This is a genomic window from Hubeiibacter jixunmingi (assembly GCF_041928215.1).
In the GTDB taxonomy this organism is placed as follows: domain Bacteria; phylum Pseudomonadota; class Gammaproteobacteria; order Pseudomonadales; family Moraxellaceae; genus Acinetobacter.
Window position 1 is genome coordinate 1 of record NZ_JBHFHK010000033.1, and the last position, 22,878, is coordinate 22,878.

Consider the following 22,878-nt stretch of genomic DNA (forward strand, 5'->3'; position numbering starts at 1 on the left):
AACCGATGAATCTTTTGCTGCTAATATCTATCTGGCTGCAACAATAATCAATTTACGTTAATTGTCAACACGCCCTAGCAGTATTTAAATAAATTGTTTAGATTTTATGCTGATCATTGTGTTAAAAAAACGAGCGAAAATTCTCATGATTTACACCACGCTCAAGATGTTTTAATTTTTCAAACAATGCCAAAGCATCATCTTTGCTTAAAAAATGTTGTTCAAAACGCATACATTCAAGATTCATCAGTATTTTTTTATTTTTCTGATTTTTGCTATAGCGAATGATGATAATATCAGCATGATTAATTTGCGTTGTAGAAATATCGGTATCTTGCCATGCGATATGATAAGGCGTTATTAAGCCTTGTTCCAACACGGTAATATGTTTTGCATCCAGTATAAATCTTGGTTTTTTACTTAAAAATACAAGTGTTAATCCAGCAACAAGAATAATCAGCAGGACAACAAAAAACATCAAATCATGCTGTTGTATGGCAGTGATTGCCATAAATGCGTAAGCAATCGCCGTTGCAATGAAAATAAAACTAAACATTTTGCGATGTTTATACAAGGAAAAATAAACCTTAATCGGTACATCAAATTGATATTGTTTCAGCTGTATTTTTTGCATGATTTTTCCTTTTTAATATTAAAATAACGTGAGTTCGGGATAAGTTAAAATTTAATTATTTGATTTTAAAGGTAAATTTAATTCGCATGTAGGGTGCGTCTTACGCACCTTTCAGAAGACGGCATTAAAATGGTACGTCTTGCGAAACAATGTTTCTCACACCCTACTTTTTAGAAATCATATAATTACAATCAAAATATACCTGTTTAAACCGAACTCACGTTAAAATAAAAAAAGTATGTCACTCATCATGACATACTTTTTATACAGCGACAATGCTTTAATGTTGAATTAACGCTTAGCACTATTCACCAAAACAGGCGGGGTAATCTGCCAATCATAAATCTTTTTATGATAAGCATAAAACAGCATACCAATACCAATGATAATCATCGGGAAGCTGAGCATTTGTCCTTTGGTCACCCAACCGAGCAAGATAAAGCCTTGATCTGCGTCAGGCTCACGGAAGAATTCTATGGCAAAACGAGCCAAACCATAACCTATCAAGAATACCGCAGAGACCGCCATGCGTGGACGTGGCTTTGAGCTAAACCACCACAACACGATAAACAATAATAAACCTTCACAAAAAGCTTGATACAGCTGTGACGGATGACGTACCAAACCTAAAGGATCGGTTGGGAAAATCATGCCATATTGAAAGTTTGGATCAGTCACGGCTCGTCCGTATAATTCCGCACCAATAAAGTTACCAATACGCCCAAACATTAAACCTGTAGGCACACATGGGGCGATAAAATCCAGCGTTTCAAACCATGATTTTTGGTATTTACGGCACCAAAAAATCATCGCCACAATCACCCCCAAAAAGCCACCATGGAAACTCATACCCCCAGTCCAAATTTTAAATAGCCAAATCGGATCTGCTAAAAATTGCGAAAACTCATAGAATAAAACATAGCCGACACGACCACCTAGAATTACGCCCATCGCCCCAAAAAACACCAAGTCGGATACCATTTCAGCATTCCAACCTTGCTCACTGCGTTGTTTGGCACGGTAACTGGCAAGCCCGAAAGCAAAGGCGAAAGCAAGCAAATACATCAAACCGTACCAGTGAATTTGTACCACCCCAAGATTTACCGCAACGGGGTCAATATTTGGATAAGTCAGCATGAATATTCTCAAAAATAAAAGCTAAAAAATTGTGGCAAATTTTAACGAAAATTAAACGCTGAAAATAGTGTTACAGTGTAATTTGATATGCTTTTATTTATCATTGCTTGTTGATAGTAAATCTGCCCTGAAACCAGTTATAATCATTATTCTCTTGATCACAAAAGATAGCTTCATCATGTCCAATTCTCAAAATCACCATAAACGCCGTTTTGCAGGTACCGAAAAAATCTATAGCCTAGCGTCATTTACGGACTTCCAAAACAGTCATGTGATGGTGATTGGTATCGGTGGCGTGGGGACGTGGGCGGTGGAAGCGTTGGCACGTTCGGGCGTGGGCGAGCTGACATTGGTGGATATGGATGTGGTGGTGGAGTCTAATATTAATCGCCAATTGACCGCCTTGGACTCGACTTTTGGACAGGATAAAATTGCCGTGATGGCACAGCGATGCCGTGAAATCAACCCGAATATTAAACTAAATTTGATCGATGATTTTCTGACACCTGATAATGTGGCGGAAATCTTACATAGCAAACCTGATGTAGTGCTAGACTGTATTGATGATGTCAAAGCCAAATTGGCACTGATTTTATATTGTCGTTTTCACAAGGTGCAATTGATTGTCTCGGGCGGTGCAGGGGGCAAAATCGACCCACTCAAAATCTGTGTTACCGATTTATCACAAACCGAACAAGACCCAATGCTTGCCAAATTACGTTCGCAATTACGAGCCAAAGGCATTGCCAAAAAGCCAAAAGAAAAATTTGGCATTCGTTGCGTTTATTCGGTGGATAATCCGTTTTCTAATCAAGCCAGTTGTGATGTAGATGTCAATGCCAGTGCAGGTTTACGCTGTGGTGGTTATGGCTCTGCCATGGTGGTGACGACGACTTTTGCCATGGTGGCGGTGGCGGAAGTGCTGAAAAAATTACCGCAAATCCAAGCCAAAAAAATCAAAACTTGAGTATGAATTTTATGACCAAAAATATTAATACTGATAAGCAATTAGCTGATTTAAAACAACAAATCAGCACACTACAGCAACACTGTGCATGGCTACAACAGCAAAACCAAGCCAGCCTATGCCCTTATATCATTGAAGAAGCCCATGAAACGGTATATGCCATTCAGCATGGCACAGCAGAGCAAGCCAAAGATGAACTAGCCGATTTGCTCTATCAAATTTTATTGCAATCGGAATTGTATCAGCAACAACATGCCTTTGATTTTGCCGATGTGATACAAGCCTTACAACAAAAACTACAACAACGCAATCCGCATATTCTCGCTACAGCCAAGATTGAAAAATTAAGCCTAGAACAAACCCAACACATTTGGCAGCAGCAAAAACAACAGGCACAACCGCAACAAGGCTTTGTTAGTCGTCTTGCTCAAGTCAAACATGGTGCAAGCTTAAGCCAAGCGGAACAATTGCAACGCTATGCGGCACAGCTGAATTTTGACTGGGAAAATGTTGATGGGGCTTGGCAAAAATTGCAAGAAGAATTGGCAGAATTGCAGCAAGCCATACAAGATGGCGATACCGCACAGATGCAGGCAGAGTTGGGCGATTGTTTATTTTCCATGGTTAATGTTGGGCGAAAATTATCTTTATCTAGTGAAATGGCAATCCAAGCCACCAATCACAAATTCCGTCAGCGTTTTGGCTATATCGAACAACAATTAGCACAGCAAAATCAAGCTATTGAAACAGCTACACTTGAACAATTGGATGAATTATGGAATCAAGCCAAAATGCTTGAAAAAGACGAGAAAAAAACATGATCAAAAATTATTTTTCCTTTGCAATTTTTCTATTATTTTTGCTTACACAAAACACTTTTGCCCTACCTACAGACATGACTTTAGATGAATGGCTACGCATTCAACAGCAACATGATGAACGTCTAAAACAACAAGATTTAAGCCAACGACCGCAATTTAGACAACGTGTAGTGCAGGTCAGTCCACTGCAACAAAACAATAATATCAGCCCTAAAAATCAAGCTACGTTACAGCTTGGCATACAAGCTCGTGTCAATATCAATCAAGCCAATGCCGAAGAAATCCATGCCAAATTAGAAGGCATCAGTATCAAAAAAGCCCAAGCCATCGTTGCCTATCGTGAGCAAAATGGAGCATTTCAAAGTATTGATGCGATTGGGCAAGTCAAAGGTATTGGTGACAAGACCATCGCTAAAAATCGTGACCGCATTGATTTACAATAGCCACTAGAACAAATAACAATCCAATAATAATTTTACCCTAGAATATGTATATAAAAATTAAGATAATATTTATACAATATGCCTTACCTAAAAAATCGCATGATTATTCCGATTTTTCATTTTCCACATTTGGAGTTTTATGATGAATAGTTTAAATACAGCTCGAAGCACAGCCACACATTTAAAAAAAGCCACAATTTTACTGGGTCTTGCTGGTGTCTTGGCACTGACTGCGTGTAGCAAGGCTGATAAGCCAGCAGAAGCCACTCAAAACACTGCAACTGTAGACACTTCAAAACCTTTGGTAGCACAAGAAGCAGCCAACAATAGCTTATCAAATAGTACTAAGCCTGCAAGTGGTGAGCAAGTGGCAAGCGGTGCTACCAGTAACCCTGATACAGCAATGGTCAGCCAATTGGCAAAATTACCTAATGACAGCAAGGTGATTTTACAAGGACAATTGGTCAAAGATCTAGGTAATGAGCATTATTTATTTAAAGACAGTACGGGAGAAACACCTGTAAAAATTGAAAAAGAGCTTTGGATCGGTGGTGGTTTTGTGCCTGATGAACACGTGGCATTGAAAGTCGAAGTGGAAAATGAAAATAACAAAGTCGAAGTCAAAGCGGAAGAATTCCGTGCGATTGTGCAATAATCTATATTGATTGATTTTGACACGATATTGAAAGTGGACGAAAAATAATAACATTTTTCGCCCACTATCTTTTTTTGCCGAATTGCTTTAGATTTATTGAGAAGCTTTTATTTTAATATTTAATGATGAATAATCCGATTTCACAAGACACCCCATTCCAACTTTGGGTTGATGCTGATGCTTTGCCGAATATGTTACGAGAGTTGATACTCAAAGCATCCGACCGCTTTAAGATGCCCGTGACTTTTGTGGCAAATCAAGCCCTAAATATTCCACGCTCAACCCGTATCCAATGTTTACAGGTGCTGTCAGGTGCGGATGCTGCTGACCAAATGATTGTAGAAAAAATGCAAGCAGGCGATATTGTGGTGACACAAGATATTCCGCTGGCGAATTTGGTGATTGAAAAAGGCGGTACAGCCATTCATCCGCGTGGTGAAATTTTTACGGTGGCAAATATCAAAGCTCGTCTGCATTTGCGTGATTTTATGGACACTTTGCGTGGAGCGGGGGTGCAGACTGGCGGTGCAAGCCCGATGAATGAACGAGATAAACGGGAGTTTGCCAATGCCCTAGAAAAAACCGTACAAAAACAAATTCGAATAACCAAGCTCTCTACATCATAAAGTCATTTGATAGCGAAAAGTTTACAATTTGTAGTTTGAGCAGAATTATTCAGCGATAATGTGCTAGCATAGCAACAATTTTTATTTACCCTTTTGAGATTGGAATATTCTGAATGTTTAAGCCGTTGGCATTGTTTATCGGGCTAAAATATACCAAGTCCCGTAACAATAATAAATTTATTTCTTTTAACTCGCTGATGTCGATGCTCGGTATGATGGTGGGTGTGGCAGTGCTGATTATCGTGTTGTCGGTGATGAACGGCTTTGACCGTGAAATCAAAAATCGTATCTTTGGTATGGTGTCACAAGCGACCGTATCATCGCACTATATCATGCCTGATTGGCAAGATAAGGTGAACAAAATCGAAAGCTATCCGCATGTCAAAGGGGCAGCACCATTTACATCATTGCAAGGTATGCTGACAGCTCAAGGACAAGTGTCGGGCATTATGATCAATGGTATTGTGCCTGAACAAGAGAAAAAAGTCTCGATTATTCAAAACCATATGGTGGCAGGGCAATTAGAAAATCTCAAAGATGGCGAATATGGTATCATCTTAGGCAAAACCATGGTGGATAGCCTAGGCTTGCAATTAGATGACAAAATTACCCTTGTCCTGCCCGAAGCCACACCATCGCCAGCAGGGGTTGTGCCACGTTTTAAACGGTTTACTTTGGTGGGCATTTTTGATACACGCTCGGAAGTAGATGGATTGATGGGCTATATCGCTTTGAATGATGCAGCAACCATGTTGCGTTTGCCTGATGGTGCACAAAGTATCCGTATTAAACTGGATAATATTTTCCAAGCTCCTGTGGTAGTACAACAAGCCTTAAAAGATTTACCGCCTGATTTTTTTGGTAGTGATTGGACCATCACGCATGGCAATCTATTTTCCGCCATTCAAATGGAAAAAACCATGATTGGCTTGCTGTTATCATTGATTATTTTGGTGGCAGCTTTTAGTATCATCTCGTCTTTGATGATGATTGTAAACAGTAAAAATGCCGATATTGCCATTTTGCGTACCATTGGTTTATCACCTGCTCAAATTACCCGAATTTTTATGGTGCAAGGCACATTGATTGGCGTGGTGGGGATTGTACTAGGGACGATTATAGGCGTAGTTGTAGCACTGAATATCAGTAGCGTTTTTGCACAAATTATGGCAGTGACCAAGTCGGATTTATTGGCAAATTATCCAGTCAATTATTTACCGTCCGAATTGTTATGGCATGATGTGGCTGTGATTGTCAGTGCGTCATTATTACTGAGTTTCTTAGCCACGATTTACCCAGCATTGCGTGCCGCAAAAGTTCAACCAGCCGAGGCATTACGTTATGAATGATTTAACTCAACGTCCGACTGTCTTGCAAGCGAAAGATGTGTGTCGTCGTTTTGATGAGGGAAAACATCAAGTTGATGTATTAAAAGGCATTAATTTGAGTATTCAACAAGGTGAATTTGTAGCGATTATTGGTGCTAGTGGCTCGGGTAAAAGTACATTGTTACATCTATTGGGCGGTTTAGACCGTCCAAGCCAAGGCGAAGTGCTGTTAATGGGGCAGCGTTTTGACCATCTCAATGAAACCAAACGGGGTGAGTTACGCAATCAGCATTTGGGCTTTGTTTATCAATTTCACCATTTATTGGGCGAGTTTACCGCTTTGGAAAATGTCTGTTTGCCGATGATGATTCGACCCAATTCCAAGTTTCAAGATGTTAGAGTTAAAGCCACAGCATTGCTGGAGCGAGTAGGTTTGCAACATCGTTTGACACATAAACCAAGTGAATTGTCAGGCGGTGAAAGACAGCGTGTTGCCTTGGCTCGTGCTTTGATTACCGAGCCAAATTTGGTGCTTGCTGACGAACCAACAGGCAACCTTGACCGTAATACTGCTCAAAGTGTGTTTGGCTTATTTAATGAATTACGTCGTGAAAAAAATATGTCACTATTGATTGTGACGCATGATGAAAGCCTAGCTAAAGAGGCGGATAGGGTGCTACATATGCGTGATGGTCTGTGGTTGGAAACATGATTGTTCAAAAGACCTAATACATATCTTATAAAGCGTATTTTTTAGATACGCTTTATTTTTGCCAAATGTGTTTGTATTTTGCCATCAAGTCATCGGGACTTTCGACACGCTCGGGGTCTTTGATAATACAATCAATCGGGCAGACTTTATCACACGTTGGTTCGTCATAAAAACCAACGCATTCGGTGCAAAGGTCGGGATTAATTACATAAGTTTTTTGACCTTTTTGGTCGTAGCTAATCGCATCATTCGGGCATTCTGGCTCACAAATGTCGCAATTAATACAGTCGGTGGTGATTTTGAGTGCCATCAGGAAACCTATTAATTTTTAAAAATGAGATAATTCTCGTAAGAAGCTGTCTTCTTGCGGATATCTTAACAGTAATGCAGATAAATCTTGCTGAAAAATAGCATCTAAATTGGCAAGGACTTTGGGTATAGATGTTAAGCTTTCATAAGAATGATCTTGATATACATTCATCACTAAATCATTAATTAATTTAAGGTCAATTTTTTCTTTTGCAATTTCTTTTTTTTCCAAAGAACGTTTTAAGCCTTGTAATGTACTCAGTCGTTGCTTGATTCTTTCTGTGGAAAAATTATCCATTTTATGAAATTGAATTGCACTAACACACAAAGCCATTGGTAATTTATTTTCCAGTTGATAAGCTTTTAAGCGTGCATGTCCATCAACCAAGACAAAGCATTGCATATGTGTGTGCCACCAAAATAAAATAGGCGGACAAGTATTCTCAATAATCTTTTTTCTCCACCATTTAACACGTCCATTAAACTCATCTGGCAGATTTTTCAAGCTGATTACACTTTCAAAAGGAAATCCATCCCAATCGAAATATTGAGCTTGTTGATCGATATTATCTAAAATTTTAAATGAAATCTGGCTAAAAAAGCAAAAAGTGTTATTATGCTTTTGTTTATCAAAATAAACAGGATAAATTTTCCAATCACCCTGATGTAAAAAATGTTTTTGGCTACTTAATAATTTCTGAGCATAAAAATTTGCCCAATATTGGTATGCATTAGGATTTTGATTTAAAAGGAATTGTTGTTTGTATTGTTCAATATCGGCAGAGGAAATAGGGCAAACTGGCATATCTTCAGGACAAATATCAATATCATTTCGCCATAAACGAATACCTGCATAATATGCATGGTCAGCATGTAAAAACTGCCCCCAATGACATTTAAATTTAGGTGTTGCTAACATAAAACGTTCATGTTCACCACCTGTATAAATTTGATAAAAAGGTGACTTGTTTTGTGTTAGGCATAACGCAGTAGATAACCAATGATTTTGATTATCTACTTGTTCTTTAAAATATCCAAAGGATTTGTTCATCAAGTATAAATCGGCTCATTCACCGCTTTCATGACTAAGGCAAATTGCAAACAATCGGCATCCATATCTTTAAATGGATTTTTGATTTTTGCCACCCAACCCGAACCCAAAGCACCATCAATAGCATTGCCTTTTTTATCCCACATTTCGGTGAGAGTATAACGCAAATTGCCTTGTGGGGTCATGATTTCAATATCATCACCAACCATGATTTTATTTTTCACAGTCAATGTCAAATATTCATCATCAAAGCTTTCTACTTCAGCTGCAAATTGTAAAGTATCGGTTTTAGATGTGCCATAATCATAGTTTTGATAATCCGAATGCACATGACGACGCAAGAAGCCTTCGGTATAACCACGATTCGCTAAACCATCTAAGGCATGGATTAAATTAGTATCAAATGGCTTACCTGCAATGGCATCATCAATGGCTTGGCGATACACTTGAGCTGTACGTGCTACATAATAATGCGACTTGGTACGCCCTTCAATTTTGAGTGAATGTACACCCATATTGACCAAATCAGGTACAAGTTCCACCGCACGCAAATCCTTGGAATTCATGATATAAGTGCCGTGTTCATCTTCATACATCGCCATCAATTCACCTGGGCGACCTTGTTCTTCAATCAACACCACTTCATCAGATGGCTGTTCGACATAGTCATCACCCATCACCACATCACCGTTTAGATTGACATTTTGAATGGCGTTGTCTTGTTGCGTTTGATTTGGCACAAATAGTTGTGGGGCTGACGCCTCCCCTTGTTGGGGGGAGGTTGGGAGGGGGGCTTGTGTAGGTACAATATCACCTGTTTCATTTTCAGTGGCTTTGTAGGTATTGTACGACCAACGGCAAGAATTAGTACAAGTGCCTTGATTGGCATCACGTTTATTGATATAACCCGATAATAAGCAACGCCCAGAATATGCCATGCACAACGCACCATGTACAAAGACTTCGATTTCCATATCAGGCACTTCGGCGATGATTTCATTGATTTCTTTCAGCGATAATTCACGCGACAAAATCACACGGCTAATGCCCATTTGTTTCCAAAATTTCACCGTTGCCCAGTTTACCGCATTGGCTTGTACAGAGAGATGAATCACCTGTTCTGGAAAAGCATCACGCACCATCATAATCATACCTGCATCAGACATAATCAACGCATCGGGTTTCATCTCGATAATCGGGCGTAAATCTTCAATAAACGTTTTGAGCTTGGCATTATGCGCTTGAATATTCACCACGACATAAAATTGCTTGCCAAGATTGTGTGCGTATTCAATGCCTTTACGCAAATTATCTTCATCAAAATCATTATTACGCACACGCAAACTATAGCGTGCTTGCCCTGCATAGACGGCATCAGCACCGTAAGCAAAAGCATATTGCATATTTTTAAATGTCCCCGCAGGGCAAAGAAGTTCGGCTTTTTTCATCGCTATGGTCATGGCAAAATCGCTAATTGTCAAAATGGGCTAGGGCGATATTATAGCAAAAACTAGCATAGGTATAAAATGCTGAAAAATAAAAAACTCTACCAATATCTTACTGGTAGAGTTATATCATTGAATAAGTTAGGCTGTCTAAAGCTTAAAGTTTAAATAAACCGAGACCTTCTTTGACTTCATCCAAAGTTTGTGCTGTGATTTTTTGGCATTCTAGTGTGCCTTGACGCAAGATATCCATCACATCATCAGGACGTTTTGCCAATTCTTGACGGCGTTCACGGATTGGTGCAATCAGTTCAACCAACACCGCTTCAAGACGCTTTTTCACAGTACCATCGCCCAAACCACCACGACGATAATGTGCTTTGAGTTCTTCTACTTCTGCCTTGTTTGGATCAAACGCATCAAGATATGTGAAAACAACATTGCCTTCAACTTGACCTGGATCTTCGATACGCAAATGATTTGGATCGGTATACATGGCATTGACGGCTTTTTTGATGTCTTTATCGCTAGCATCTAATACGATGGTATTGCCCAAAGATTTTGACATTTTTGCCTTACCATCAAAACCAACCAAACGACCTGTATTAGACAATAATGCTTGGCACTCAGGCAATACTTCATGCCCGATTTGGCGATTGACACGGCGTACCAACTCATTGGTTTGCTCAATCATAGGCACTTGATCTTCACCAACAGGAACAACAGTGGCTTTAAATGCAGTAATATCAGCAGCCTGCGATACAGGATAATATAAAAAGCCTGCTGGAATGTCACGCTCAAAACCACGCATTTGAATTTCGCTTTTGATGGTCGGGTTACGTTCCAAACGTGCAACTGTAACGAAATTCATATAATAGCTCGTAAGCTCAAATAGTGCAGGCAAGCAAGATTGGATACAAATGGTGGTTTTACTTGGGTCAATACCGACTGCCAAATAGTCCAAAGCAACTTGGATAATATTGTTACGTACTTTTTCTACATTATCGGCATTGTCGGTGAGGGCTTGCGTATCTGCCAAAAGAATGTATTGCTGGTGGCTATCTTGTAAACCCACACGGCTACGTAAAGACCCAACAAAATGACCTAAATGTAATTGTCCTGTTGGGCGATCCCCAGTGAGAATGATTGGGCGAGTTGCGTTTGTCATTAATCTATCCAAAATCTATAAAAAATTATGATTAATTGTACTTGAAAACAGCGTCATTCGCATCTGTGTCTGCAAATAAATTCGGCAAAATAACAAATTCATAAATATTCTTCACGTTTTTAGCAAAATTTTGCTTTATCATCAATTTTATTTATTGGAAATAAACACTGATGAAAACAATTCAAACTGCGATTTTATTCAGTACATTGGCTTTTTTCTCTATTGCAAATGCTTGGGCTCAGGCAGGGGATGAATATCAGATTGAAAAAGTGACATACCGAACTTTACCTGCACCAGTGCCTGTATATTATCCACACTATAATCAGCCTACTGAAATGATAGATAACACCCCAGCACAAATCACCTATTTAGGCAAAGGTATGCGTTTCCAAATTAATTTGCCAGTGCTAAACAGTGGCAATGTGATCACTTATCCAGTCCAAACCACACCACATTATCAACAAACCGAACAGATTTCTTTGCCTTATGGTGGTACTTATACCAAAAAGACTGAAGTCATTCCGCAGAATCCTGTTTATGTTATACCTACAGGGCGTATTGTCATCAATCAAAACGTAAGCCCAAAACAGTAGTTAAAATAAGATAAGTAAATGGACAAATTTATTTAACATTTAATTTTTACTCCCACCCCAGCCCTCCCCAAAAGGTGGAGCGAATTCCCCTCTTGCGAGTGAGCGAAGCAGTACTTCGCTCATCCCACTCTCATGGAGGGGTAGGGGAGGGATTGAAAGTATCATTTAATTTTGTCCTTTTAAGTATATTTGACGACGATCATTGCACCTATAGACTATCTTTTACAAGATAAAGTATTTCTTATAAGTTTGTTTTGAAGAAGAAAATATGGCGATGCACAAAAGCAGCGACTGTATAAAGCGATAAATCTTATCGCTTTTTTGATGCGGTTAAATTAAACTAGACTGATGATAATTTAACAAATTTTAGGTACAAGCATGGCAAGCGGTTTATTGGTTTTACTTGATGACATTGCAACGATTATGGATGATGTTGCATTGATGAGTAAAATGGCGGTCAAAAAAACCAGTGGCGTATTAGGTGATGATTTGGCATTGAATGCACAGCAACTGACTGGCGTGCGTTCCGATCGAGAGTTGCCTATTGTATGGCGTGTAGCCAAAGGCTCTTTTGTCAATAAAATGATTTTGGTTCCTGCAGCGTTGCTGATCAGTTGGGCAATGCCAAGCTTAATCAATCCATTATTGGTGATTGGTGGCTTGTTTTTATGCTATGAAGGTGTAGAAAAAATTTTACATACTCTATTGCACAAACCTGAAGTCAGTGAAGAACAAGGCATAGATGTGCATCCTGAGATCGCAGGCGTACAACATGCAGCGATCGATCTTGAACAATTTGAAAATGAAAAAGTAAAAGGTGCGGTACGTACCGATTTTATTTTGTCCGCTGAGATTGTGGTGATTACTTTAGGTACGATCTCAGTGAGTGCACCGTTTGTGACTAAGCTCAGTGTATTGTCTATTATTGCTGTAATCATGACCATTGGCGTATATGGTTTTGTGGCGATGATTGTCAAAATTGATGATTTGGGTCTTTATTTACTTGAAAAGAAAAACCAAGCCCAACAAAAAATCGGTCAAGCACTTTTGGCATTTGCCCCTATTTTAATGAAAACATTATCAGTTGTTGGGACAGCAGCGATGTTTTTGGTCGGTGGTGGTATTATTAGTCATGCTGTGCCTTATTTTCATCATCTCAGTGAAGATGCAGGCGATTATGCCAGTGGGCTGCCTGCAATCGGTGCTATCTTAGGTGGAATTACCCCGACATTGATCAATTTTGCGATCGGTATTATTGCAGGTTTGATTGTGGTGGGTGTTGTGATGCTAGGTCAAAAAATCTTTAAAAAAGCAGCTTAATCGGCTGTTGGCAGAGAGTGTAAATATATGGAATGGAAAGGTCGTCGTCAAAGTAATAATGTTGAAGATCGTCGTGGTGGTGGCGGTGCCAAAGTCGGTGGTGGTATTAGTATTTTGGGCTTGATTGCTGCATTTATTGGTTGGAAGTTTTTTGGTGCTGATCCGATTGCAACTTATCAAAATACCCAACAAGTCACGCAACAAACATCAACACAACAAACTGCACCCAAGCAAGAAACGGCGGATCAAGCTGAAATTCGTCAATTTGTGGCAACCGTTTTAGCTGATACTGAAGATGTGTGGACGCCGATTTTTCAGCAAAGTGGACGTCAATATAAAGAACCTGGTTTGGTACTTTACTCGGGTGTGACAGCTACTGCTTGTGGTGCAGGGCAATCAGCAATGGGTCCATTTTATTGTCCTGCTGACCAAAAAGTCTATATTGATACGGCGTTCTTTAAAGAAATGCGTAGCAAAATGGGTATGACAGGTGAACAGAACCAAAGTCAATTGCAAAACCAAGAGCGTGTCGGTGACTTTGCTATGGCATATGTGATTGCGCATGAAGTGGGGCATCATGTACAGACTTTATTGGGTATTTCCAAACAAGTTACGCAAGCACAGCAACAAGCTGGTAGTAAAGCACAAGCCAACCAATATTTGGTGCGTTTGGAATTACAAGCAGATTGTTTTGCAGGTCTTTGGGCTAAAAATAATCATCAACGTACTCACTTTTTGCAGCAAGGTGATATCCAAGAAGCCATGGATGCTGCGGAAAAAATTGGTGATGATTATCTCCAACATAAAGCACATGGTCATGTCGTGCCTGATAGCTTTACCCATGGTACCAGTGCACAGCGTCAGCGTTGGTTTATGCGTGGTTTTGATTCGGGTAATATTAATCAATGTGATACGTTTAATACACAACAGCTATAATTTTTGTTTAGAAAATACGAAAAAAAGCGATCCGATGATGCTCGCTTTTTTTGCTAAAAAACAATTTATTAAAAGATAAATTTACTTAAACCATAACCACTGATGGTAATAATCAAAATCGCCACCAAGACCATGAGTTTTTTCGGTTCAATTAAGTGTGTAAGCTTTGCGGCAAATGGTGCAACGATTAAACCACCTAACACTAAACCCAAAGTCACTAACCAAATCTGTGCAAAATCACTGAGTGTCGCCACAAACACCGCAGAAATCACCAAAGTAATAAAAAACTCTGCGGTATTGACTGAACCAATCGCCAAACGTGGATGAGCATTGGCACTCAATAGGTTTGTTGTGACAGTTGGACCCCAGCCACCACCACCCATGGCATCCATACCACCACCAAATACTGCAAGAGTTGGGATGCTTTTTTGTTTTTTATTCAAATCCAAATAATCTTTTTCAGCCTTTTTACGAAAAGCTTTAGAAAGAATATAAAAACCCATCAAAATCAAATAAACTTGAATAAATGGCTTAATCAAATTGCCATCTACTTGTGTCAATACATAAGCACCAATCGCTCCACCAATCGCCCCTGGAATCACCAAACGTAAAAACAGCATCCGATGCACATTGCCCAAACGTAAATGGCTCATACCTGATGCACCTGTAGTAAATACTTCTGCTAAATGTACCGCACCACTAGCGACTGCAGGCGGTACGCCATTGGCAAGTAAGAATGTATTGGACGTCACGCCATAAGCCATGCCCAAAGCACCATCTACCGCCTGAGCTGCCATACCGACTGCCAATGCTGCCCAAAAAATTGGGCTATTGATTATCGTAGAAAATAGCGTGCCGACAGAAAGGTCTTGTTGTCCTGTGAATTTGCTGATAATCAACACCAACATCAATAGCAAAATCGCCATCATCAAACGGCTAACGATTTTTACAAAGCGTTGTTGCTGTAAATCATTTGAATTTATGTCGGTAGGATTTTGGCTATCGCTAATGGTGGTCATGGCGTTGGCTTCCGTTACTGTCCGTAGAGCTATGAATTTGAGCAAAAATAATTCACTTTGCAATATTAACGATAAAAAATAATTTTAAAAATCACAATTTCTGCTATGTTTATCTAAGATGGCGATAATTTATGGTTTTTATTATGGAAAGAACGATTAAAATATATTTTTACTGTTGAGCATAAAATCATGAAATGTATATCAAATCTAAAATTATACCAATTATGTAAAATATCCTACCAATGAAAACCGTACACTTCCTTGCGAGCTATAGCTCTCATCAGTGCGAACGGTTTTCTTTTTTATGGTAATTTAATTTTTATAAATGGTATTATGTCGAAAAGTTATTGGTTTAGGTAAATTTTGCACGCATTAAAAAATCCATACCGCTAATCAGCGATATGGATTCTTTTATCACGTTTAACGATTATTTAAAGCGTTGACGGATATTTTCCATACTATAACCGCTACCGATTGCCAAAGACAAAAGGATACGAGATTTTTGTGGATTTAAGAAACCGCTACCGATACCTTCGTCAGCCGATACATCAACATAACCCGATGGCACACGAGTAGAACGCACAACTGGGAAACCTTTTGCGGTCAATTGTTTGACACGCTCAAGCAACGGCTTAGACAAACTGCCTGCACCCGTACCTGCAATCACCACACCTCTTGCACCTGCTGCAATCGCTGCATCAAGCTGTGCTGGAGAAGTGTCTTGATAGCCATAAATGATTTCCACTTTTGGTAATTCAGTCACTTTGCTCACGTCAAATTTTGACATATTTATTGGCATCTGTGGTGTATAGTAGAAATGTGGATCTAAACCGACCATTTGACCATAGTAACCAGATTCTTCCGAACGGAATGCATCAGGCGTATTGGCTTGCATCTTGGTGATATAATAACCAGAACCGATGCGATCGTTCATGACCGTCATCACACCACGATTTTTTGATTGTGGATGAGTTGCAACAGAAGCTGCTTGTAGTAGGTTCATATAACCATCCGCACTGAGGGCGGTAGATGGACGCATTGCACCGACTAATACGATGGGCTTGTTTGAGAATGTTGTTAAAGACAAGAAATAAGCAGTCTCTTCTAAAGTGTCTGTACCGTGCGTAATCACTACACCTTCTGTATCACCTGCCAAGTCTTGATTGATTTGATTTGCAAGTTTCAGTTTGATTTGAGTACTGACATCATTACTATCAACGCTAGAGATTTGATAGCCTTTGACATTGGCGATATTTTGTAATTCGGGTACACCATTGATTAATTTATCAACGTTGAGAGTAGCAACTGAATATTTTGAAGTATCCGTATTGCTGCTTGAGCTTCCTGCGATAGTACCACCTGTAGCATAGATGCTAAGATTTGGTAGAGCAAAACTACTGGTGGCAACGGTAAGTGGCAAAATCATGCCTAACATTACTTTTTTGATCATTGCGATCACTCCATGAAGTTTGAAGAATGGATATGTTAACTTTAAACGTTTTAAATAAAGCTAATTACATGAATTATACTGAATATGCTTTTCGTTACAAGCATAGTTGCTATGAAGTTATGCAAATAGCATCGAAGAGCGTAGTAAAAAAAGCATAATTTGTCTTAATGTATTAAAATTATTCAAAATATACATTTGTTCACTATTATATACATTGATCATACCAACCCAATAAAAGGTGTACTTTTTGGTTTAAATTTGTTTAAATAGCACAAATTTTTTTAGTGGCTTGAGCGATTGTCATGTCTATTCATTCTCGTGTGATTTATCCAGGGACTTTTGATCCGATTACCAATGGTCATATTGATTTAGTGACACGTGCTGCCAAAATGTTTGACGAAGTGGTGGTGGCGATTGCGATTGGTCATCACAAAAATCCTTTGTTCAGCTTAGAAGAACGTGTTGATATGGCAAAACAAGCGTTAAAGCATCTAGATAATGTGGAATTTATTGGCTTTGATGGTTTACTGGTTAATGTTTTTTTAGAACAAAAAGCGACTGCGGTGCTGCGTGGACTACGTGCGGTATCTGACTTTGAATATGAGTTTCAGCTTGCCAATATGAATCGCCGTTTAGAACATCGCTATGAAGCGGTATTTTTAACACCATCTGAACAAAATTCATTTATCTCATCGACTTTGGTGCGAGAGATTGCACGTTTATGTGGTGATGTCAGTCAGTTCGTGCCTAAAGTAGTAGAACAGGCTTTTTTAGAAAAGTTTAAGGCAGACTAGGTTATCGATTATGTTATCAGTCGTTTGCTTGGTATAACATGATATCAATTTGAAATAATGTTTAAATTTTTGCTTTGAAATAATTTAGTGGTGCGATATGGCATTAAAAATTACCGATGAATGTATCAATTGTGATGTGTGCGAACCTGTCTGCCCAAATGATGCGATTTTTATGGGTGAATTAATTTATGAAATTCACCCACAGCTTTGTACCGAATGCGTAGGGCATTTTGATACGCCACAATGCGCTTTGTTTTGTCCAGTCGATTGTATTCCCAAAGATGAAAATCATGTTGAAAGCCAAGAACAATTATTGCAAAAATATCAGCAATTACAAACACAAAAATCATCGTGAAATGTGATAAAAGCCAAGTCTTTTTAAAAAAATTATGCTAAAATTGTCCTTGAGTGAGCCAAACGATCGCTGCTGTGGAGGTCTTCGTGACTAAAGCAGGAGAGGAAAGTCCGGGCTTCAAAGGGTAAGGTGCCAGATAACGTCTGGGCGGCGTAAGCCGACGGCAAGTGCAGCAGAGAGCAGACCGCCTGTTTATCTTTGGATAAATCGGTAAGGGTGAAAGGGTGCGGTAAGAGCGCACCGCATGACTGGTAACAGGACATGGCAGGGTAAACCCCACCTGAAGCAAGACCAAATAGGAATCCGTATGGCGTGACCCGCGTTGGATTCGGGTAGGTTGCTGGAGCGTGTGAGTGATTGCACGCCTAGAGGAATGATCGTTCACGACAGAACCCGGCTTATCGGCTCACTCACTTATTTTCGATAATAATACAATATTCAGGAAAGGATAAACATGCTACGAGCCTTAAGCCTTGCATGGATCATAGGCATTGCATCGCTCAGTATTTTGCCGCTTTCTACATTAAAATTTTTACAGCCCATTTGGCAATATCATTTTGCGTCTTCCATTTTGACCATTATTCTGATTGTGAGTTTATTTTTTTCATTTGTATTATGGCAAATTAAAGTCAAAAATAACTGGATCATTACACGATTTTTATTAATCATTGTTGCTTGCACGAGCTGCTTTTTATTAGCATATCATTATACCGATCAGCAGATGCAACAGCGTTTAAGTCAACAAATCAGCCAACGGCAAAAAGTCGATGCGGTGGTGTATATTCAAAGTTTGAGTGAAGGCAAACTCAACGAACAACGTCAGCAAGCGACATTATTATTACCCAAACAGCAAGGTTTAAATAGCCTAAATCAAGCCAATAGCCTAAATATTTTACTTTATCCAAAACGGATTTATAATGCTGATGGGCAAGTGACAAGTTTAAGCTTTGGTGATGAAAATCAAGAAGATAGCAATTATTTAAAATTAGGGCATTATTATCAAGTCACTTTGGATTTAAAACCACCGCATGGCTATGCCAATATGGGCAGTTTTGATCAAGAAAAATGGTTATTACAGCAAGGTATTGTAGGAACGGCAACGGTATTATTTCAGAAGCCACTAACTGAGCATGAGATTATTCAGCAAGGTTGGTCGGATTTTGTCGCACAGCAACAAAATTGGCTACCGCGTTGGCGACTGAATATTGAAAAAATGCGATTGGCTTATCGTAAAGCCATTTTAAACAATCAACCTGAACAGCAATCTCGGGCATTATTATTGGGCTTACTGACTGGTGATAGAAGTGCCATTAATAAAGACACCACACAATTATATCAAATTATGGGGATTAGCCATTTATTGGCGATTTCAGGTCCGCATGTATTAATCCTTGCCAGTTTAGTCACTTGGCTAGTTATGGCGATTTTGCATTTTGCCATGCGTCGTAACTATAATAGACATTTGAGTTATTTATATCGTTATGTGCCTAAGCAATATCTATATCTGCCTTTATTTTTAATTTGCGTCAGTTTTTATACCGCATTTACCGGTTTTGATATTCCTGCGATGCGGACGTGGTTAATGGTCAGTTTATGTAGTTTGGCTTTATTACTGAATATCAGAATATCTTCGATAAATTTATTATTATTATCCGCATGTTTGGTATTATGTTTTGATAGTTTTGCCATGTTGTCTTCGGCATTTTGGTTATCCTTTTTGGCATCAGCGATTTTGCTTAAAGTTTATCGTGATATAGCTCAAGGTAAAAATCATGATGAAGATGAAATTGGTTTTACTGCAAAAATTAAACAAGCTATATTGGTATTATGGCAATCACAGTGGCGAATTAGTTTAGCATTGATTCCGATTGTACTATGGCAATTTCAAGCAGTATCGATGATTTCATTATTGATTAATTTAATTGCCATTCCATTTTTGTCAATCATTATTGTACCGATAAACATTATTTCTGCCCTGATTTATCCAATTTTACCGAGTTTGTCACAATTGATATGGTTATTATTAGCCAATTTATTAGCAGTATTTAATTTTATTTTAGATTTAATCCAACCATTAGCAGAAAAATTATATTTACTCAGTTGTTTAACACCTACAGCATTAATGTGTTTAACCTTTTCTATCGTGATTTTTATGTTGCCCAAAGGATTAGTACCACGTTATTGGGCATTATTATTTATTTTATTAGCTTATTTACCGCCACAACGTGCCATGCTGAATTTTGATATACTCGATGTTGGGCAAGGGCAAGCAACAGTATTGCGTACCAAACAGCATCAAATGCTGATCGATACTGGGGCTGGTGCATGGCAAGCAGGACAGCTATCGATGGGCGATCGAGTAGTATTGCCATTTTTACGGCAGAATGGTATTCGCAGTTTGGACGAAATATTATTATCACATTTGGATATGGATCACAGTGGCGGTGCAGAAACTATTATTAAAAATATGCCTGTTAAACAATTACGCACCAATGAATATGATGGTTATAAAACCAATTATGTCAATGTGCCTTATATTGAATGTAATCAAGGACAAAAATGGCAGTGGGATAATGTGAAAATACAGATATTATATCCACGGCAAGGACAGTCACGCAAAGATCAAAATGAAACATCGTGTGTAGTATTGATAGAAACCATGCAATATGGTGAACAGCCGATGCGAATTTTAATTATGGGAGATGTCGGTTTTGAAGGGGAATATTATCTCTTGCAAGATTATCCAAATCTGACTGCGGATATCTTGGTATTAGGGCATCATGGTAGTAAATATAGTTCGGCTTATGAGTTTTTAAAACAAATTAATCCACAGCTAGCCGTGATTTCCGCAGGTTATGATAATCGTTATGGTCATCCTACCGTAGAAACTTTAACACGATTACATGATTTAAATATTCCTTATGTCAATACTGCTGAAGTCGGCGCAGTGAATATTCAGCTCAAAGACCAAAAATCATTATGGCAGTGGTCGGCTTATCGTGCGACTAGACCGTGGCTGATGCCCAATAAAAATCAATTTATTCAATTAGGTTCAGATTAATAATGTACTGTGATTATTGTTTTTGGATGTTTCGAATTAAATCTAGAGCATCCTTTTCTGGCATAGTATAAAGATAGCCTGTTTTAGGGTTGGCTTTAAAACGTTTGTAAGACCAATGATAATGCTGTGGCTGATTTAAGATTAATGTTTGAATACGGTTTAATAATATCGTAGTGCCATCATTTTGTTTATCATAAATATCATCGGGGAAAGGTTGGATAGTTATATCAAAACCGCCATGCTGATTGCGTAAGGTGTATAATAATAAAGCACTGGCTTGAGTTTTTTGAATTAACTTTGCAGATAATTGGCTACTGTACAATGGCACACCAAACCAATCATACATCTCACCACCTTCGTGATCAGGACTGTGATCGGGTAAAATTGCGGTTACGCCACCTTGTTTTAGGGTTTTAAAAATCTGTTTTACGCCACTTTCATCGGTTGGTACTAAAGTCATTTGCTCTCTTGCACGAGCTTGCAACACATATTGGTTGGCTGCGGCATTTTTGGCAGGCTTATACATGATGGTCATTGGGGTAAATTGGCTCAGCCATGCATTCATCACTTCCCAAGTACCAAAATGAGGTATGACGATCACTACACCTTTTTTACGTTCGAGTGCCTGTTGCAAATATTCTTGACCAGTAACATTTTGAATCAATGCAATATTTTGCTGAGTAGAATTTCCCCAAATTTTTAAAAACTCTAAATAAGACTGTATTTCATTTTGCATCGCTTGCTGATAAATTTGTGCACGTTGCTGCTCACTATATTGTGGTAGAGCAATATCTATATTCAAGCGAGCATATCGTGCAGTTTTACTATTTTTAAGTAATTTGAATAATAATCCACTACTGGCTTGCAACAAAGATAAAGGCAAGCTAGACATAATACGAATTAAAGAAAATAATAAAAAAGACTTCATAGGCGGCAGTATGCTGGTGATATGTTTGGCAAAATTCATCGCAATAAAGATGGTATTATATCATGCATCGCTAAGATGACCTATGATGCATTCCCGAAAATAAGACCATCCTGATGATGTTGGCATGTTTAATTTTTGTTAAAAGATTGCTACAATATGTACAAAATGAATAGATTGATTTTTTATCTCATTTATGTGGTTTTAAAACAAATTTAAGCAGGAATTGATAATGACAGTGCAACAATCTTCAAGCCCAAACTTTGCAGACCAGATCGCACAGCAACAACATGCCCCCGTTAATTTTGAAAAACGCTCAGAATTTGATAGCCGACATAATGTATGGCGTTTTGCTTTTCAGGGCAATGCTAGCGAATATTTCAAAATTTGGATTGTGAATATTTTATTGACCATCGTCACTTTTAGTTTGTACTCACCTTGGGCTAAAGTGCGTCGTTTAAAATATTTTTATGGCAATAGCTATCTCAATCGGCATAAATTTGAATTTACTGGTGATCCGTGGCGAATTTTTATTGGGCGGATTATTGGTCTAGTGATTTATGGTATCTTTGTTGCAGTAACCAATTTTTCACCAAAATATTACCTATTGGTATTTATTCCTTTTATGTTATTCATTCCATGGGTGATTCGCTCTAGTTTGCGTTTTAATGCCCGTAATAGTAAATATGGTAATACACGTTTTCAGTTTGTAGGGAATCTAAAAACGGCTTATGCGATTTTAATCGGTGGATGGATATTGACTGTTTTCTCTGCTGGATTATTATACCCTTTAGTATTATATTGGTATAAACGTTATCAATTAGATAATCTTTATGTAGGTCAGATGCCATTCCGAATTCATTCTAGTATTGGTGATTTTTATAAGGCAATTATTTTACCGCTAATATTGGCAATTATTTTTATCGGATTTATGGTGTCTGGTATAGTTGGGATCATTGCTGGCTACAAAGATGGCAATACAGAAGAATCTGCTTATTTGGCTGTGGTGTTTTTTTTGGGAATCTATTTCTTTTTGTTTATGGCATTAACACCATTAGACCTCTTGCGAAAGTTTTGATATAATGACAAGATGAGATACGAAACAATCAAGGGCTTTAGCGACAGCCAA

The 22,878-nt window shown here is 38.6% G+C and carries 23 protein-coding genes and 1 other RNA gene; 15 read left to right on the forward strand and 9 right to left on the reverse strand.

The annotated features are described in order from the left end of the window. Positions 1 to 121 precede the first annotated feature (121 nt). Both ACEYX7_RS06575 and lgt read right to left on the reverse strand, forming a co-directional pair. A complete protein-coding gene (locus tag ACEYX7_RS06575; protein ID WP_374801993.1) occupies positions 122 to 634 on the reverse strand; it encodes a hypothetical protein in 513 nt (170 codons plus the stop codon). A 291-nt stretch (positions 635 to 925) separates the two neighbouring features. Then, on the reverse strand, positions 926 to 1,771 hold the full coding sequence (gene lgt / locus ACEYX7_RS06580) for a prolipoprotein diacylglyceryl transferase (RefSeq protein WP_374801991.1): 846 nt from the start codon (positions 1,769 to 1,771) through the stop codon (positions 926 to 928). Positions 1,772 to 1,949: 178 nt separating this feature from the next. Here lgt and ACEYX7_RS06585 point away from each other — a divergent pair, with 178 nt between their 5' ends. The 7 genes from ACEYX7_RS06585 (at position 1,950) to lolD (ending at position 7,323) form a co-directional block, all read left to right on the forward strand. Continuing rightward, positions 1,950 to 2,738: a tRNA threonylcarbamoyladenosine dehydratase gene (locus ACEYX7_RS06585; protein WP_374900341.1), complete on the forward strand. Its 789-nt coding sequence runs from the start codon at positions 1,950 to 1,952 to the stop codon at positions 2,736 to 2,738. Positions 2,739 to 2,749: 11 nt separating this feature from the next. Next, the gene (mazG, locus tag ACEYX7_RS06590; protein WP_374806882.1) at positions 2,750 to 3,559 is read left to right on the forward strand and encodes a nucleoside triphosphate pyrophosphohydrolase; all 810 of its coding nucleotides are present in this window, start codon (positions 2,750 to 2,752) and stop codon (positions 3,557 to 3,559) included. Next, a complete protein-coding gene (locus tag ACEYX7_RS06595) occupies positions 3,556 to 4,002 on the forward strand; it encodes a ComEA family DNA-binding protein (RefSeq protein WP_374806883.1) in 447 nt (148 codons plus the stop codon). The genes mazG and ACEYX7_RS06595 overlap by 4 nt, the downstream gene beginning before the upstream one ends. A gap of 142 nt (positions 4,003 to 4,144) precedes the next feature. Next, positions 4,145 to 4,657: a NirD/YgiW/YdeI family stress tolerance protein gene (locus tag ACEYX7_RS06600; RefSeq protein ID WP_374801983.1), complete on the forward strand. Its 513-nt coding sequence runs from the start codon at positions 4,145 to 4,147 to the stop codon at positions 4,655 to 4,657. A 125-nt stretch (positions 4,658 to 4,782) separates the two neighbouring features. Beyond that, entirely contained in the window at positions 4,783 to 5,283 is a 501-nt protein-coding gene (locus ACEYX7_RS06605) for a YaiI/YqxD family protein (RefSeq protein ID WP_374801981.1), read from the forward strand. 113 nt (positions 5,284 to 5,396) lie between these two features. Further along, positions 5,397 to 6,632 carry a lipoprotein-releasing ABC transporter permease subunit gene (locus tag ACEYX7_RS06610; protein WP_374900342.1) on the forward strand — a complete coding sequence of 412 codons (1,236 nt, stop codon included), beginning with the start codon at positions 5,397 to 5,399 and terminating at the stop codon, positions 6,630 to 6,632. Further along, positions 6,625 to 7,323, forward strand: a complete 699-nt coding sequence (gene lolD, locus ACEYX7_RS06615; RefSeq protein WP_374900344.1) for a lipoprotein-releasing ABC transporter ATP-binding protein LolD — start codon at positions 6,625 to 6,627, stop codon at positions 7,321 to 7,323. The genes ACEYX7_RS06610 and lolD overlap by 8 nt, the downstream gene beginning before the upstream one ends. A gap of 52 nt (positions 7,324 to 7,375) precedes the next feature. Here lolD and ACEYX7_RS06620 read toward each other — a convergent pair whose 3' ends face one another. The 4 genes from ACEYX7_RS06620 to trpS form a co-directional block, all read right to left on the reverse strand. Further along, complete coding sequence (locus tag ACEYX7_RS06620; protein WP_374801975.1) at positions 7,376 to 7,633, reverse strand: YfhL family 4Fe-4S dicluster ferredoxin; 258 nt, start codon at positions 7,631 to 7,633, stop codon at positions 7,376 to 7,378. 18 nt (positions 7,634 to 7,651) lie between these two features. Then, positions 7,652 to 8,683 (reverse strand): hypothetical protein, encoded by a 1,032-nt coding sequence (locus ACEYX7_RS06625; protein WP_374900345.1) that lies wholly within the window; start codon positions 8,681 to 8,683, stop codon positions 7,652 to 7,654. Then, positions 8,683 to 10,131 carry a prephenate-dependent tRNA uridine(34) hydroxylase TrhP gene (trhP, locus tag ACEYX7_RS06630; RefSeq protein ID WP_374802130.1) on the reverse strand — a complete coding sequence of 483 codons (1,449 nt, stop codon included), beginning with the start codon at positions 10,129 to 10,131 and terminating at the stop codon, positions 8,683 to 8,685. The genes ACEYX7_RS06625 and trhP overlap by 1 nt, the downstream gene beginning before the upstream one ends. A gap of 154 nt (positions 10,132 to 10,285) precedes the next feature. After that, positions 10,286 to 11,296, reverse strand: a complete 1,011-nt coding sequence (trpS, locus tag ACEYX7_RS06635; protein WP_374801971.1) for a tryptophan--tRNA ligase — start codon at positions 11,294 to 11,296, stop codon at positions 10,286 to 10,288. A 170-nt stretch (positions 11,297 to 11,466) separates the two neighbouring features. Between trpS and ACEYX7_RS06640 the strand changes: the two genes are divergently transcribed. From ACEYX7_RS06640 to ypfJ, 3 genes are all read left to right on the forward strand, one after another. Continuing rightward, positions 11,467 to 11,889 carry a hypothetical protein gene (locus tag ACEYX7_RS06640; RefSeq protein ID WP_374801969.1) on the forward strand — a complete coding sequence of 141 codons (423 nt, stop codon included), beginning with the start codon at positions 11,467 to 11,469 and terminating at the stop codon, positions 11,887 to 11,889. Between the two features lie 378 nt (positions 11,890 to 12,267). After that, positions 12,268 to 13,209 carry a DUF808 domain-containing protein gene (locus tag ACEYX7_RS06645; protein ID WP_374801967.1) on the forward strand — a complete coding sequence of 314 codons (942 nt, stop codon included), beginning with the start codon at positions 12,268 to 12,270 and terminating at the stop codon, positions 13,207 to 13,209. 27 nt (positions 13,210 to 13,236) lie between these two features. Beyond that, positions 13,237 to 14,145 carry a KPN_02809 family neutral zinc metallopeptidase gene (ypfJ, locus tag ACEYX7_RS06650; protein WP_374801965.1) on the forward strand — a complete coding sequence of 303 codons (909 nt, stop codon included), beginning with the start codon at positions 13,237 to 13,239 and terminating at the stop codon, positions 14,143 to 14,145. Between the two features lie 68 nt (positions 14,146 to 14,213). Here ypfJ and ACEYX7_RS06655 read toward each other — a convergent pair whose 3' ends face one another. Together ACEYX7_RS06655 and ACEYX7_RS06660 are read right to left on the reverse strand one after the other, a co-directional pair. Further along, a complete protein-coding gene (locus tag ACEYX7_RS06655) occupies positions 14,214 to 15,164 on the reverse strand; it encodes a sulfite exporter TauE/SafE family protein (protein WP_374900347.1) in 951 nt (316 codons plus the stop codon). Between the two features lie 427 nt (positions 15,165 to 15,591). Further along, a complete protein-coding gene (locus tag ACEYX7_RS06660) occupies positions 15,592 to 16,614 on the reverse strand; it encodes an asparaginase (RefSeq protein ID WP_374900349.1) in 1,023 nt (340 codons plus the stop codon). 302 nt (positions 16,615 to 16,916) lie between these two features. Between ACEYX7_RS06660 and coaD the strand changes: the two genes are divergently transcribed. The 4 genes from coaD to ACEYX7_RS06680 all read left to right on the forward strand — a co-directional run bounded on the left by coaD (position 16,917) and on the right by ACEYX7_RS06680 (position 20,824). Then, positions 16,917 to 17,408 carry a pantetheine-phosphate adenylyltransferase gene (coaD, locus tag ACEYX7_RS06665; RefSeq protein WP_374801959.1) on the forward strand — a complete coding sequence of 164 codons (492 nt, stop codon included), beginning with the start codon at positions 16,917 to 16,919 and terminating at the stop codon, positions 17,406 to 17,408. A gap of 97 nt (positions 17,409 to 17,505) precedes the next feature. Then, positions 17,506 to 17,763 (forward strand): YfhL family 4Fe-4S dicluster ferredoxin, encoded by a 258-nt coding sequence (locus ACEYX7_RS06670; protein WP_374801957.1) that lies wholly within the window; start codon positions 17,506 to 17,508, stop codon positions 17,761 to 17,763. Between the two features lie 50 nt (positions 17,764 to 17,813). Further along, positions 17,814 to 18,180: RNase P RNA component class A (gene rnpB / locus ACEYX7_RS06675), an RNA gene on the forward strand. 37 nt (positions 18,181 to 18,217) lie between these two features. Beyond that, positions 18,218 to 20,824 carry a DNA internalization-related competence protein ComEC/Rec2 gene (locus ACEYX7_RS06680; RefSeq protein WP_374900350.1) on the forward strand — a complete coding sequence of 869 codons (2,607 nt, stop codon included), beginning with the start codon at positions 18,218 to 18,220 and terminating at the stop codon, positions 20,822 to 20,824. 13 nt (positions 20,825 to 20,837) lie between these two features. Here ACEYX7_RS06680 and ACEYX7_RS06685 read toward each other — a convergent pair whose 3' ends face one another. Further along, positions 20,838 to 21,752, reverse strand: a complete 915-nt coding sequence (locus tag ACEYX7_RS06685; RefSeq protein ID WP_374806890.1) for a lysophospholipid acyltransferase family protein — start codon at positions 21,750 to 21,752, stop codon at positions 20,838 to 20,840. 229 nt (positions 21,753 to 21,981) lie between these two features. Here ACEYX7_RS06685 and ACEYX7_RS06690 point away from each other — a divergent pair, with 229 nt between their 5' ends. Then, entirely contained in the window at positions 21,982 to 22,827 is an 846-nt protein-coding gene (locus ACEYX7_RS06690) for a YjgN family protein (RefSeq protein ID WP_374806891.1), read from the forward strand. Positions 22,828 to 22,878: the final 51 nt, after the last annotated feature.